The sequence below is a fragment of the Paenibacillus medicaginis genome, assembly GCF_042138635.1.
Lineage (GTDB): Bacteria > Bacillota > Bacilli > Paenibacillales > Paenibacillaceae > Paenibacillus > Paenibacillus medicaginis.
Genome location: NZ_JBHIRY010000007.1, coordinates 1 through 14,219, shown reverse-complemented (window position 1 = coordinate 14,219; position 14,219 = coordinate 1). Strand labels below are relative to the sequence as shown.

Sequence of the window (14,219 nt, the reverse complement as noted above, 5' to 3'; positions counted from 1 at the left end):
TTAGTTAAGAAATCCTTCCAGGGCGATTGTCGGCTTACCGTCCGCCTGCCAGGCTCCCTTATTGTAGCCGTCATTGTAGCCGGGTACGGCTTCCGGTTCCCAATAGAACACGCCCAGCCCCTTACTTCCGGCAATGCCGCGTATTTTCGATTTGATATCGGAAATAAAGCTTTTGGCCGCAGCAGGTTGATTATAATCCATGCCAATTTCCGTGATCATCACCGGCTTGCCGTAGGTGGTGATCATATTATTGGCATTGCTTACCGTCTGTGTTACTTTGGTGGACCAGTCCGATGCAGACGGATAAAGCGACATGCCGATAATATCGAAATGGGCCCCATTACTTACCAGACCGCCGATGTTCCATTGAAATAGAGAATTATCAAAGCCGTTGGCCAAGTGAACAATGGTCTTGGTACTGCTGCTTACCGATTTTACCGCATTATGACCCGTATTCACCAGCCAGGCATAGTTTTTCATATTGACCGAGGCCTTGCCGTCTTCCCACAGCATGCCGTTGTTCGTTTCATTGCCGATCTGCACCCAATCCGGCGTTACCCCATGCTCCTTCATCGTGTTCATGACATATACCGTGTGGGCCCATACCGCATCCATCAGCTGCTGGAAGGTAAAACTTCTCCACGCATACGGTTTGTTCTGCTGCCCCGGGTCCGCCCAGGAGTCGCTGTAATGAAGTGTCAGCATGACGCTCATGCCCAGCTTTTTGGCGCGGGCCGCGAGCTCGGCGGCCTTGTCAGCATTCATGTATCCGTTTGCATAATCATTCATATTAGGATTGACCCACACTCTGATGCGTACCGAGTTGATCTGGTAGTCATCCCGTAAAATTTGCAGAACATCCTTCTGGACACCACGTTTGTCTTTCCAAGTATACCCCTGCTTTTCCATGCCTGCAACCCAGCTGATATCGGTACCTTTGGCAAAAGCTGGCGCAGCGGAGGCCCTGTAATTTCCCTGCAGACCCGGCGCAAACATGATCATAGAAGCACAAAGAACGAGCAGCATCAAAAATCTTGGCTTGTTCCTCAAAATCATATCCTCCTTCTCACGTAAGGTAATGTCTATGCAGCTAATTGTATTCGTCATTTCTATGAGAAAACAGGATGTTTTGGAAATATATTGGATGCTCTGACAACCAAGTCCACACTTATTCTTTAACAGAACCCAGTGTCATTCCTTTAACAAAATATTTTTGCAGGAAAGGATATACGATCAAAACAGGAGCTGCACCAATAAAAATCTGCGCGGCATTCACCGTCGTCTGCGACAGCAGCTCCATCTCCGTTGGGCTCACGCTCATGGAGCTCATGTCCCGCTGGATGATGACAGTTTGCAGAAACGTAGCTAACGGATAGTCTTTGGAATTGCTGAGATACAGCAGTCCGTCAAACCAGGAATTCCAATGATATACCATACTGAACAGGCCGATGGTGGCGATGGACGGCAAGGACACCGGCAGATAGATGCTGAACAGCGTGCGAAAATGACCAGCTCCATCAATGAGGGACGCCTCCTCCAGTTCCTTCGGGATGCCGCGGAAAAAGTTCAGCATCAGAATGATCAGGAACGTATTCACTGCGCTTGGCAGCACCAGTACCCAGAAGCTGTCAATCAGGCCGAGCTTTTGAATGACGATGTAAAAAGGCACAAGCCCCCCGCTGAACACCATGCTGAATACGAACAGCCAGGAATAGATGTTTCTGCTGCGAAATACGGCCGTTTCCTTGGACAGCGGGTAGGCGGCCAGGAAAGTCACGAGCAGCGTCAGCGCCGTACCGAGCACTGTCCGTTTGACGGACACCCAAATGGAGTGCAGGAAAATCGGGTTATCAATTGTTTTCTTGTAGGCCTCCAGCGAAAAATTGACAGGCCATAAGCCGACCAGATTGGCGTCCGCCGCCGCCTTGGCGCTGAACGACACCGCCAGCACATGAATGAGCGGAATAATGCACATAACAGCCAGCAGGATCAGAAAGCAGGTATTAAACACATTAAAAATACGGTAAGGCACTGTTTTTTGATACATAGCTCTCCCTCTTTGCTTTAAAGTACGTGTTCAAAACTACCTCTTAAAATATCCGGTAGCCGGCCCACTTGTAGGCTAGTCGGTAGGACACCAGAATCAAAATCATACTGATGACTGATTTGAACAGTCCTATTGCAGTGCCGAAGCCCATTTCCCCGTTCAGAATCGCTGTTCTGTACACGAAGGTATCGATGATATCGCCCTTCTCATACACAAGCGGATTGTACAGATTGAAAATCTGGTCAAAGCCTGCGTTGAGCACATTGCCAAGCGCCAGCGTACCAACAACGATCACCATGGGCAGCAAGGAAGGCACCGTGATGTGCAAGGTCTGCTTCCAGCGGCCCGCTCCGTCCATTTCAGCCGCTTCATACAGAGAAGGATTGATACCGGCCAGCGCGGCCAGGAAAATGATCGTGTTATAACCAAATTCCTTCCAGACATCCGATACGACGACCGTAAAGCGGAACCAGTTATTATCCCCGAGGAAAAATATAGGATCGATGCCGATCATGCCCAACACTCGGTTGGCAAATCCATCAGCGGCCAAGAGATCAATCAGAATACCGCCAAGAATGACCCAGGACAGAAAATGCGGCAAATAAACGAGCGTCTGAATGGAGCGCTGCAGACCAACCTGCCGGATCTCATTCAGCAATATGGCAAATCCGAACGGAACCAGCAGGTTAAACACCATTTTGAGGACGGCGATGATCAGCGTGTTCCAGATAACCTGGACGCTGTCCTCACGTTCAAACAAGTAACGGAAATTGTCCAGGCCGATCCATTCCGAGCCGCCAATCCCCAGCCATGGTTTATAATCCTGAAAGGCCATGATGATGCCGCCCATCGGGATGTAGCTGAAAATGATCAGAAAGATGACCGCAGGCAGCAGCATGACGTGAAACGGCCATGTTTTACGCAAACTTCTCATGAGAGGTCCTCCTGTAGCTTCAATCTATATGTCAAAGCGGCCGGAACTTCCGGCCGCTTCCCTTTCCGGCAGCTGTCTCCGGAGGAAATGCAAACATTATTTCACGCTTTTATACCACTCGTTGACTTCCTTCGTGATCTGGTCGCCGCCTGCCTTCCAGGTCTGCACGAATGTATCGAATGTGTCGAGTCCCTGTCTGCCGTAAATGATTTCATTAAAAGTCTGGCTTTCAATTTTGTTCAGATAGTCCAGCTTGGATTTCATCGTTTCCGTAGTCGGCCCTGTGAACATGTTTTTCTTGGATATATCCTGCTGCTGCAGAAGGACTTGAGCCGCTTCAGGTGTATCCTTGCCGTAGTTTACCGCAACATCCTTTTCCAGACGTGTCACCGGCTCGCCTCCTTCAGCCAGCTTAAGCAAAGCTTTCATTTGAGCGTCAGGAATGCGCGCCCCGTCTCGGACGAGCAAATAGCGCACCACATTCACATATCCGCCTTCAATCTGGTCCATGGGAACCATCTTCCCGTTCGCATCAAGATCGTAGTCATATCCTTTAAAGAGGCCATTCTTAAATTCACTGTCCGGGTCAGAGGTCGCGAAATGATCAAAAAGATAGTTCTGGTACGTGAAGAAGGCTTCAGGATGCTCCATCTTTTTGTTGATCAGCACAACACCGTTTGTAAACTGGGTACCATGGCGCATGGCCGTGCCGTCTGGGCCCGTGGGAATCGTAATTGGTTTCCACACGGCGTTTGGTGCGTTCTTTACCGTATCCTGCAGTGGCCAGCCGCTCATCCAGTAAGGTCCCGGAATAATGCCTGCCGTACCTGCAGCAGTGGGCTCAGCCGTTTTATTTTCGTCCCACAGCGCGGCTTCCTTAGGGATATAACCTTTGCTCATCCAATCCTTGAGCTTCTCCAGCCCCTGCTTCATCCCCGGATGAATAGAGCCGTACTCCAGCTGGCCGTCTGCTCCGGCATTCCACTGCTGCGGCAGCGTACCGTAAGCCCCGAATACCCATGATGGATCACCCATCCAGGTGTTCATGGATGTTTTAAAGCCGATGCTGAGCGGAATCACTTTGTCCGGTGACAGGCCGTCCGGGTTCTTGTTTTTGAAGGCATCCATGACTTTTTCCAGCTCGTCCATCGTTTTCGGCGGTGTCATGCCCAGCTTGTCGAGCCAATCCTGTCGGATCCAAAGCACATAATCATGGTTGTAGGCGAAATCCAGCACCGGGATGCCCATCCTCTTGCCGTCACGGGTGTACTGGTTCCATACGTTCGGGTCCTGGTTCATCGCTTCCTTCCAGGTGTCGGAAGCATACTTATCAAACAGCGGCCCCACTTCCGCATACATGCCTGAATCGATCAAGTCCTGTGCCAGCGTATTGTTCTCCGTACCGATGGTCACCACATCCGGCATTTCCTGCCCGGACGACATCGCCAGCCGCAGCTTGGTAGCAAATGCGCCGTTCGTATCCGTTACCGACCAAAGCGATTGGATATTAATTCCGAACTTCTCCTTGGCCCATTGAGTGGCGACATTATTCTCGATCGTCTCGCCATTCTTGAACTTCAATTGAGGGTCTACTCCCCATACCGTTTTAATCGTGACTTCCGGGTCGTATTTCTCTTTGTACACGTTTTCAGTATTTACTGCGCCGGATGAATTGCTGTCGGCTTCCTTCCCCGAGCATCCCGCAAGACCTGCACCCAGCACCAAAGTGGCGGCAAGGACAGGCAGGAAGCGTTTTCTTGAAAAGGCTTGCATGAATGTTCCCCCTTCATTACAGTTCTACAATGTCATTATAGAGGGCTAAGTCACACCAGCCTATGTCATTAAATGAACATTTCTGCACCTTTGCCAACATCATTGATCCCTGAACTCGTTCGGGGTCATTCCGTAATGCTTTTTGAACATTTTGCTGAAATATTGCGGATTTTGGTAGCCCAGCTCTGTTGTAATTTCATAGATTTTCTTGTTTGTATGCTTCAATAGATACAATGCCTTTTCCATACGCATGCGGATGATGTAGTCCCCTAATCCCTCGCCCGTCTCCGCCTTATAGATTTTGGACAAATATACAGGATGCAAGTATACCTGATCCGCAATGGTCTTTACGGACAGCTCCTGTCCGTTGTCGTTAGATACGAGCTCCTGCACCTGCTTGATCACAAAACGCTTGGACTGCTGCTCATTCGCCGCCAGCTCCGCCTTCAGCTTATCCATGACTGCATACGTCCACTCTTTCAGCCGCGGCAGCGAATGGATCACCTCCTGCACGGCCAGCGGATCAATTCCAGTTTGATCAAGCTGGTAGAACAGGCGGCCCTGTTTGTGAGATATGTACATGAATGCATTGGTCACGGACAAGTACATCTCGTACAGATGCTCGCGTGAATGGGCATTGTTCTCCATATCGGCAAATACCTGTTCAATTTTGCCACCCGCCGCCTCCCACTGCATCGATTCCAGCAGGTGAATAAGCGTGGGCGGTTTGTATAAGGCTTCCAGGGGTTTGACTGCGGCGGGCCGATTCGGCTGATCTTCAAGAAAGAGCACAGCTCTCGCCTGAGCATGCTGGGACAAATACAATGAGCTCAATCCCGTTCGGTATGCCGCCGGCAGCTCTTCCGGGAAGCTGAACCAGTCTGTAATCAGCACAGTAATATTCCCTTTCAGATAGCTACTGACATGCTTGCTGAAAACTTCGACATCCTGCTCCAGCCGCTCCCGGCGTATTCGGGCATCATCCGGACCCCAATCTGTGCTGCCAGGGTTCCCTTCCTTCGGCTGCGCCAGCAGAACGAGGCAGTCATGCGGGGCTTTGCAGTGCCACACATGAAAACCGCCCACAAACACCTCTTCCGCAATATTGCCGATCGCATATTCAATGAGAGAAACCGAATGATGGTCCATATCCGTAAAATGCCTGCCAAGCTGGATCAGCAGTATGACAGCAGGAGCATCGGTATAAAAGGAGATCTCATAAGCGCTCAATTTATCCTGAATACCCCTTATTGACAGCTGCCTGCCCAGCAGCAGATCATGCATTAGCTGGGTCCGTAAAATGCCGATGTCCGCTTTACGGCTGTACATCAGCTTGTGTATTTTGTCGAAGGCCTCCCACTCTCCCTTTAAGGAAGCAACAGCACTTGTGACACTCTCCATCAGCTCCTCATCATTGACCGGCTTCAGGATGTAATCGACGGCCTGCAGTTGAATCGCTTTCTTCGCATATTCAAAATCCGAATGGCCTGTCAGCAAAATGTAACGGATATGCGGCCAGCGGCTGCCTGCCATTTCGATTAACTCTAGCCCTGTCATACCCGGCATGCGAATATCCGTAACGAGAATATCGATATCCTGCTGCTCCATAACGGTGAGTGCCTCTGTGCCCGAGGCCGCCTGGAAAATCCCGCTGATGCCCATTTCCTCCCACGGAAGAGTAAGGGCCAAGCTTTCCGTTACATAGATTTCATCATCAACCAGCAATATATTAATCACTTTCATCCTCCTCCAGTACACTTATAGAGGTTTGAACGCGCACTTATAGATTCGGGATCAGTCCAGTACAGGGTTGCCCTTAAGCCGCCGTATACAGAGCGGGAAAAAGCGAGACCCGCCTTCTCGCCGAACCGCAGCCGCATGCGCTGGTATACATTCCACACGCCGCAGCCCATATTTTCGTCCATTTGTCGGTGCAGCTTCTGTTCCAGCGCGAAGATGTCCATCCCGCTCATGCCTTTGCCGTTGTCATCCACATGTACTCTTACACAGCCTTGATCGAATTCCGCCGTAACGTGAATCAGACCATTCTCGGCATTTTGCTCGATGCCATGAATAACCGCATTTTCCACAAGAGGCTGCAGCATGAGCGGCGGAACAGACAGCCTGTCCATTCGCTGCGGCAGATCAATGCTGTAGCTGAGACGGGGCATGCGCATGTTCTGGATCTCCAGATAGTGGGTGACAAATTCAATCTCCTCTTCCAAGGGCACAAGCTCCCGCTCCTGTCTTGTCGTATAACGGTAATATCTCGACAGATGATGGGACATGGCAATCACCGCCTCGTGCTTCTTCAGCTTCGCCATGCTGGTCATGAATGAGAAGCAGTTATAGAAGAAATGGGGATTAATCTGCGATTGCAGCTGCTTCAGCCGTGCTTCCCGCACATGAATCTTTTCCATATACACCTTTTCAAAAAGCTGCTGAATCTGCTCCACCATCTGATTGAACCGATCCGCCACAAAGCTGAACTCATGGCTGCCCTTGCGCTGCATGCGCACAGCGTAATCTCCGGCCGCAAGCCTCTTAAAGCCGGCGACCAGCTGGCGGATGGGAACCTGCACCTGCGAATACAGCATATAAGCGGCAAGGAAGCTGAACAGCAGCAGCCCGCCTGCGGATACATAGAACAAACGGTTGGATTGATCGATAGGAGCCATAATTTCGGAGAGAGGCATATAGTCGATCAAATACCATCCGGTATCCTCAGATAAAACGAGGCTGACCATATACTGTTTGCCATTCACCTCCAGCGTCCTGTTTTCATTCATCTTAAACTCGCCGTCTCCCAACCCGCGCAGCAGTTGGTCAATAAGCTCATAATTTGCAGTGCGGTTATAGATGACCCCCATATCCTTTCTGAAATAAAACGGATCACCACGCCCGTCGCTTTTGAAGCGGTCCAGCATATCCTGAATGTTGCTGCTGTCAAACTCCACTTTAATAATCGTATTGGCTGTCTCCGGATGCTGCTCCGCGGAGAATGGAGACACCGTGTACCAGGAAAACACAAACCGCTCTCCCTCATCACCCGCGACTTTCTCGACCTGCCAGCCCGGCCTGATCTGCTTATTCAAGTCGCTGGCTTCATACCTTTGCGCATCCCGCTCCGATACCACTCTGCCCAGCGATGGAGAATAAATGGAAATGCTGCTGTCCCAGTTGGATGAGCTTTCCTGAAGGCTCAGCTTGGTCTGGATGCGCTTGACCAGATTGATGGCATCCAGATTCAGGTACTCGTCCTCCAGAAAAATATCCTGAAAGCTCAGGATATCAGGGTCATGGATAAGCAGATTGGGCCAGGAAGACACCAGCTCAATGTTCGTATTCACCTGGTTTTGAAAGAATACCAGCTGATTGATGTTGGAAGCGCCTAGTTCCTCGCTAAGAACATCGGTCGTGATTTTATTGGAATAAAAATAGAGCAGCATAATGGGAATCATCATAATGACGGCCAATGTGACGATTTTTGTATAAAAATTAAGTTTAATCATACTGAACTTCACACCTGTATTCTTTATATTTTCCGGTAAAACCTGTAAAACTCCGGCTGCGTGGGCACCATTATAACCGCTTTCAAAGAATCCGTACAGGGGATTGTGAGAAGATTTAGGATGATATGGCAAGCAAAAAGCAGGCCATCTCTAACCTAATAGAGATAGCCTGCTTGTTTGAAGTTTAATCGATATCCGCAACCACGCGAAATCCGCAATTGCCGGAGGCTTTTTGTCACAGCTAAAATGGTCTATGCGGATATATGATGATTTTAATGCATGGAGCCTTGCTGGCCCATTTGCTTATTTACTTTAACCCGTTTTACAAAGAACGAGCATACCAGCCCGATCAATGCCAGAATCAAGGCAAAAGTGAACGCGTTCTGTACACCGGCCGTAAAGGCCGCCAGCTTGCTTTCAGCACTTTGAGGATTGGCTGCATGGCTCAGATAATTCGTCTGGCCAGCGCTGAGAATGCTAACCGCAACCGCTGTACCAATCGCTCCGGCTACCTGCTGCAGCGTGTTCATGATCGCCGTACCGTGAGGATAATACGCAGGTGGCAGCTGATTCAAGCCATTGGTTTGAGCGGGCATCATAATCATCGAGATGCCGATCATCATAAGTATGTGCATGGCAACGATCAATCCATAAGGCGTTGTCGGCTGGATTCTGGAATACACAAACAGAATAGCCGATACGATGACCATGCCGCTAATGACCAGCCATCTAGGACCGAATTTGTCAAACAGACGCCCCATTACTGGAGATAGAAATCCGTTCAGCAAGCTGCCAGGCAGCAACACCAGACCGGCGGTGAGAGCACTCAAAGCAAGACCTTGCTGCAAATACATAGGCAGCATCAGCATGGATGACAGCATCATCATCATACAGATAAAGATCAGGACCAGACCAATCGTGAACATCGGATATTTGAATGCGCGCAGATCCATCATGGGTTCCTTCATTCTCAGCTGGCGAATGCTGAACAGCAGCAGCGACACCCCGCCAATGACCACGGTGGCAATAACAACCGGACTTGACCAGCCTCCTCCGCCTTCGCCATGACCGCCGGCGCTGCTGAAACCATATACGATTCCACCAAAGCCGATGGTAGACAGAATGATGGATACAATATCAATTTTAGGCTTGGTCAGATTTGAAATATTGGGCAAAAACATTAATCCGAAGATCAGGGAAATTATGAAAAACGGAAGTGAAATCCAGAAAATCCAGTGCCAGGTCAGATTGGCAAGGATCAATCCGGAAATCGTCGGTCCGCTGGCTGGCGCGAACATGATGACGAGACCAATAAATCCCATCGCGGAGCCGCGCTTTTCAATCGGGAAAATGACCAGTATGGTGTTAAACAGCAAAGGAAGCAGCAGCGCCGTACCTGCCGCCTGCAGCACCCGTGCGACCATCAGCAGCTCAAAACTCGGGGCCATCGCAGCAACCAAAGTTCCTGCAATTGAGAATACCAATGATGCAGTAAACAGCTGCCGGGTCGTGAACCACTGCAGCAGCAGTCCCGAAACCGGTACCAGTATGCCCATCACCAGCAAATAGCCGGTAGTGAGCCATTGAATCGTGGTTGGCCCTACCTGCAAGATGCCCATCAATGGTGTCATGGCCACATTAAGGGCCGTTTCACTGAACAGGCCGATAAACCCGCTCAGCAGCATTGCAAATAATATCGGAATAACCTTGTATTGCTTTGTAGCTTGCTGATCCTTTGCAGAACCAGCTTTCATGGTTGCCTCCACGTTTCCATCCTCCTTGGTGTATCTATCTCTTTCTAGTTGTTTAATTCATCAAATCAGCATTCTTCGTCAGAACTGACAAATAATCAGCAGCATTCAGCATCGGTTCTTTGGTCTGATGGGTCAGGCTGATAATCAGCGCGCCCTCCATCATGGAAAGGATCAGCAGCGCCAGCTCATAAGCCTTTGTTTCATGAAAACCGTCCAAACGAAGCCGCTCCGCTACGATCTCCTGCCAGGCTGTAAACACTTCCTGACAAGCTTTGCGCAGCCTGTCGCTTATGCAGGAAGTTTCAACTGCCGCCCAGAAGCTGAATGGTAAAAATCCGGTAAAACCGGCAGCCTCCGCCTCATCTGCCGTCTCATGAATAAAATGCCGGATCGCATCCCCTGTATTGTCATATGCGGCAAATGTGTCCCGAAATTTGTGAACAATATGCTCATTCGCCTTCCCGATGCACACATGCGCGAGCTCCTCTTTGCCGTTCGGAAAATAATGATACAACGACCCCTTCGGCGTACAGCTTTCCTTGATGATCTGATTAAGGCCGGTAGCATGATATCCCTGGGAAAAGAAAAGCCTTGCCGCTGTAGTGACAATCGCTTCTTTGGGGTTAGATTTTTCACCCAATGGAACCACATCCTTAAAATTATAACAACTGGTCTACATAATTAAAGCAGTTCCATTAAAGCATGTCAATAGCGGATATATGGAAGACGTATGAGCACCGGATTTGGTTACGGAAGGATGAAAATAACCCCTGTCTGACTTGTTTAAATAAACAAGAGACAGGGGTCTTATGATTTCCTTCAAGGATACAACTGTATTCATATATACTTAATTTTTGATTCCAGGCAGATAACGCTCTTTAAGAATGGTCCGGTGATGAATCTCATGGCCAGCAATGACATAAGCCGCCTGCTGTACCGTCAGCGGGTCCTGGTTGAGCACACCCTGCCGCTGCCACGCTTCTGCCGGAAGCCCTTTTAGCAAAAAAATCGTAGATTTTCTGAGCGATTCAAACTCCTCGAGCAAATCCTTAAAAGGAACATGATCAAACTGCGCTTCTTTGACAAACTGTTCCTGCTCATATCCCGGATAATTCAGATTGTCGCCACGCGCGATCCGAAGCAGCCGATAAGTCCATACCCGCTCATTGTCCGTCAAATGACCGACCACTTCTTTAATGCTCCATTTGTCACTGGCGTATTTGAAGTTTGCTTGTTCCTCGTTCAGAGGTTGCAGAATGGAAAGCGTTTCTTTAATTTGAGTCGCAACAATCTCAATGATATTTCCCTCCGGGACCTGATTGATATAATTGGTGAAAAAAGGCTTGCTTTCGTTTGCATTAGCTTCCATTTCGATGAACTCCCCTCTTTTGTTCAGAATAAACATGGTACATTGGTATTATAATGAAAAAATCGGCCCTCTCATAAAGGACCGATCTCTGCGGCAATTCTGATCACTGCTCCCCTGCTTCCATATAGACAACTTCCCAAAGATGCCCATCAGGGTCCTGAAAGCTGCCGTTGTACATGAAACCATGATCGACAGGATCATTGAAGTGCTTGCCACCGCCTTCGAGTGCTTTATTCACGATCTCATCCACCTGTTCCCGGCTTGCAGCGGAAATAGCCAGGATCACCTCTGTGGTGTTATGGGTATCCGTTAATTCCTTCTTCGTAAAGGTTTTAAAATATTGTTCAACCAGCAGCATCGCAAATATGTTTTGGCCGATGACGAGACACGCTGCATTATCATCGGTAAACTGCGGATTGAACTCGAAGCCGAGATTCCTAAAAAATTGCATGGACACTTGCAAATCCTTTACCGGAAGGTTTACAAAGATATGTTCGGATGTTAATGCCAATATGATCACCTCAGTGTCGGAATGTCTTACCGTTCTATTATAATAGTTTTTGCTAAAAAATAAGTTTATATTCTTAACGAATCACACATGTTTATTGGACGTCAGTTTCATCTCCACCGCCAATGATCTGCAGCAGTTCATCCCCCTCGCGTACCTTTCCTTGCTGGAGCGGGAGCACATCTGTGTAATCATGACTGTTGGTTACAATGATCGGCGTAACTGTATGATAACCGGCAGCCTTGATTTTTTCCATATCAAATTCAAGCAGCAGCTGTCCCGCCTTAACTCGGTCGCCTTCCTGAATGTGGGATGTGAAGTGCTGACCGTCCAGCTTTACCGTATCAATCCCGACATGAACCAGAATTTCCGCACCTTTATCCGAAACGACAGCCAAAGCATGTTTTTTCTTAAATGCAACCGTTACCGTTCCGTCAAACGGGGCGACGATCCGTCCGGAAGCCGGCTCAATTGCAACCCCTTTGCCCATGGCTTCTGAAGCGAAGGCCGGATCTGGGACCTCCGACAATGGAACTACAGTTCCGCTCAGCGGGCTAAACGCCTTATCACTAGCTTTACCGTCAGCTTTGCTTAAATGATTGTCTTTTTCAACATCAGCTTGAGCGGCAACTTCCTCTTCGACAGGATCCTTAAAGCCAAGGATATAAGTCAGAACAGCCGAGATCAAGAATGATGCCGTGATCCCCATGATCAAACCCGGGAAGCCCTGTCCGCCCGGACCGTAGAAAATCGGCAGGGTCAGCAGACCCGGAGCCCCGGAAGCAAACGCCTGCGTACCGGCCTGGCCGATGATGGCGCCGCCAACAGCACCGCCAATAATACCTGCGATGAACGGGCGCTTGAGCGGCAGGGTTACCCCGTAAACGGCCGGTTCGGTAATGCCGAACAGAGCAGACAGCGTAGTGGAACCTGCAAGTGTTCTCAGCTTCTTGTTTTTCGTTCTCAGCATGACACCTAAAGAAGCACCAGCCTGGGCAAAGACGGAAGCGGTTGCCGCCGGCTTGATGCCGTCTTTGCCATATACTGCGATGTTGTTAATGAACACCGGAATAAGGCCCCAGTGAACGCCGAAAATAACGAGCATCTGCCAGGTTGCACCCAGAATAGCCCCCGCAATGAGCGGGCTGAAGGAAAATGCTGCAAGCAATGCAGCTGCAATGCCGTTTCCGACATAGACCCCGAATGGTCCAAAAACCAGCAAAGTAAGCGGCACCATTACGACCAGTGAGATCAGTGGTGTGACGAAGTTCTTAACGCTCTCATGGATGACACGGTTGCAGAATTTCTCCAGCTTGCTCATGACGATGACCGCCAGGATGATCGGAATAACCGTGGACGAGTAGCTCATCATAATAACAGGAATCCCGAAGAAGTCCGCTGCCGTCCCTGCATTTTTCAGCTCAATGACCGAAGGATAAAGCAAGGCGCCTGCAATCGTTACGGCAGTAAACGTATTGCCGCCGAATTTTCTGGCTGTAGTAACCGCTAACATTATAGGCAGGAAGTAAAATAAGGCATCTGCCGCAGCGTACAGGATCGTATAAGTCGAGCCAGCCTTGTCCAGCCAGCCAAAATTGCTGGCAATGAGCAGCAAGCCTTTAAGAATACCGGCACCGGCCATTACTCCCATCAGCGGGGCAAAGATACTGGAGATCACCTCGATGACGTTTCCAAGCCCTTTTTTGCCGCTGTCCGCTTTTTCCTTTGAGCCGGAGCCTGATTCGTCGAGAATGCCGCTAATCTTGCCGATGGCTGCGTACACCTCGGGAACGGTATTCCCGATGACAACCTGAAACTGTCCGCCATTTTCCTTTACCGTAATAATTCCGTCAGTCTTCTCCAGCTTGGCTTTGTCTGCTTTGGCGTTGTCCTTGAGGACAAAGCGCAGCCGTGTTGCACAGTGAACAAGCGTGTCGACGTTTTTTTCGCCGCCGACGCCCTCCACAATCTCTTTGGCTAATTTTTCGTAGCTCACAGCTATTACCCCCATTTTGTGGTTGAAAAGTACATTACAGGAAATCAAGACAAACAAAAAACCTAAGCCATGATTATAGGGTTGGCATTTCTGCTCCACTATTCATCACGACTTAGGTTTTGCCTGCATAACCAGTAACAATCCTAGGTTGTTATTCTGTTTGATGTGTCTAGAATATAACGGTTTCATTTGTTTGTCAACCTGGCCTGCACAACCAGCCTGCCCTCTTCAGGATCCAATACATAATCGCCCTAGTTTTGCAGCACATCTAATCGTCTAATTACCCGGAAGCATTGATTTTACTGATGTAGCCGGGTATTTTTATT

At 49.3% G+C, this 14,219-nt stretch carries 11 protein-coding genes; all 11 read right to left on the bottom strand.

Annotated features, from left to right (window positions below):
• Nucleotides 1-1,026, bottom strand: a complete 1,026-nt coding sequence (locus tag ACE5LO_RS09370; RefSeq protein ID WP_375519927.1) for a glycoside hydrolase family 53 protein — start codon at nucleotides 1,024-1,026, stop codon at nucleotides 1-3.
• A gap of 142 nt (nucleotides 1,027-1,168) precedes the next feature.
• Nucleotides 1,169-2,047: a carbohydrate ABC transporter permease gene (locus ACE5LO_RS09365; protein ID WP_375519762.1), complete on the bottom strand. Its 879-nt coding sequence runs from the start codon at nucleotides 2,045-2,047 to the stop codon at nucleotides 1,169-1,171.
• Nucleotides 2,048-2,090: 43 nt separating this feature from the next.
• The gene (locus tag ACE5LO_RS09360; RefSeq protein ID WP_375519761.1) at nucleotides 2,091-2,981 is read right to left on the bottom strand and encodes an ABC transporter permease; all 891 of its coding nucleotides are present in this window, start codon (nucleotides 2,979-2,981) and stop codon (nucleotides 2,091-2,093) included.
• 96 nt (nucleotides 2,982-3,077) lie between these two features.
• Entirely contained in the window at nucleotides 3,078-4,754 is a 1,677-nt protein-coding gene (locus ACE5LO_RS09355; protein ID WP_375519760.1) for a type 2 periplasmic-binding domain-containing protein, read from the bottom strand.
• Nucleotides 4,755-4,853: 99 nt separating this feature from the next.
• The gene (locus tag ACE5LO_RS09350; protein WP_375519759.1) at nucleotides 4,854-6,491 is read right to left on the bottom strand and encodes a response regulator; all 1,638 of its coding nucleotides are present in this window, start codon (nucleotides 6,489-6,491) and stop codon (nucleotides 4,854-4,856) included.
• 2 nt (nucleotides 6,492-6,493) lie between these two features.
• On the bottom strand, nucleotides 6,494-8,266 hold the full coding sequence (locus ACE5LO_RS09345; protein WP_375519758.1) for a sensor histidine kinase: 1,773 nt from the start codon (nucleotides 8,264-8,266) through the stop codon (nucleotides 6,494-6,496).
• 272 nt (nucleotides 8,267-8,538) lie between these two features.
• Nucleotides 8,539-10,020, bottom strand: coding sequence for a DHA2 family efflux MFS transporter permease subunit (locus ACE5LO_RS09340; RefSeq protein ID WP_375519926.1), 1,482 nt, complete (start codon nucleotides 10,018-10,020; stop codon nucleotides 8,539-8,541).
• A 52-nt stretch (nucleotides 10,021-10,072) separates the two neighbouring features.
• The gene (locus tag ACE5LO_RS09335) at nucleotides 10,073-10,660 is read right to left on the bottom strand and encodes a TetR/AcrR family transcriptional regulator (RefSeq protein WP_375519757.1); all 588 of its coding nucleotides are present in this window, start codon (nucleotides 10,658-10,660) and stop codon (nucleotides 10,073-10,075) included.
• Nucleotides 10,661-10,867: 207 nt separating this feature from the next.
• A complete protein-coding gene (locus tag ACE5LO_RS09330; RefSeq protein ID WP_375519756.1) occupies nucleotides 10,868-11,389 on the bottom strand; it encodes a DinB family protein in 522 nt (173 codons plus the stop codon).
• Between the two features lie 103 nt (nucleotides 11,390-11,492).
• Entirely contained in the window at nucleotides 11,493-11,900 is a 408-nt protein-coding gene (locus ACE5LO_RS09325) for a VOC family protein (RefSeq protein ID WP_375519755.1), read from the bottom strand.
• Between the two features lie 91 nt (nucleotides 11,901-11,991).
• On the bottom strand, nucleotides 11,992-13,893 hold the full coding sequence (locus tag ACE5LO_RS09320; RefSeq protein ID WP_375519754.1) for a beta-glucoside-specific PTS transporter subunit IIABC: 1,902 nt from the start codon (nucleotides 13,891-13,893) through the stop codon (nucleotides 11,992-11,994).
• Between the last annotated feature and the right edge of the window lie 326 nt (nucleotides 13,894-14,219).

Coding starts and splice junctions, on each gene's coding strand:
- ACE5LO_RS09355 (WP_375519760.1), bottom strand. CDS start 4,754: ATGCAAGCCTTTTCAAGAAAACGCTTCCTGCCTGTCCTTGCCGCCACT.
- ACE5LO_RS09360 (WP_375519761.1), bottom strand. CDS start 2,981: ATGAGAAGTTTGCGTAAAACATGGCCGTTTCACGTCATGCTGCTGCCT.
- ACE5LO_RS09370 (WP_375519927.1), bottom strand. CDS start 1,026: ATGCTGCTCGTTCTTTGTGCTTCTATGATCATGTTTGCGCCGGGTCTG.
- ACE5LO_RS09340 (WP_375519926.1), bottom strand. CDS start 10,020: ATGAAAGCTGGTTCTGCAAAGGATCAGCAAGCTACAAAGCAATACAAG.
- ACE5LO_RS09365 (WP_375519762.1), bottom strand. CDS start 2,047: ATGTATCAAAAAACAGTGCCTTACCGTATTTTTAATGTGTTTAATACC.
- ACE5LO_RS09345 (WP_375519758.1), bottom strand. CDS start 8,266: ATGATTAAACTTAATTTTTATACAAAAATCGTCACATTGGCCGTCATT.
- ACE5LO_RS09330 (WP_375519756.1), bottom strand. CDS start 11,389: ATGGAAGCTAATGCAAACGAAAGCAAGCCTTTTTTCACCAATTATATC.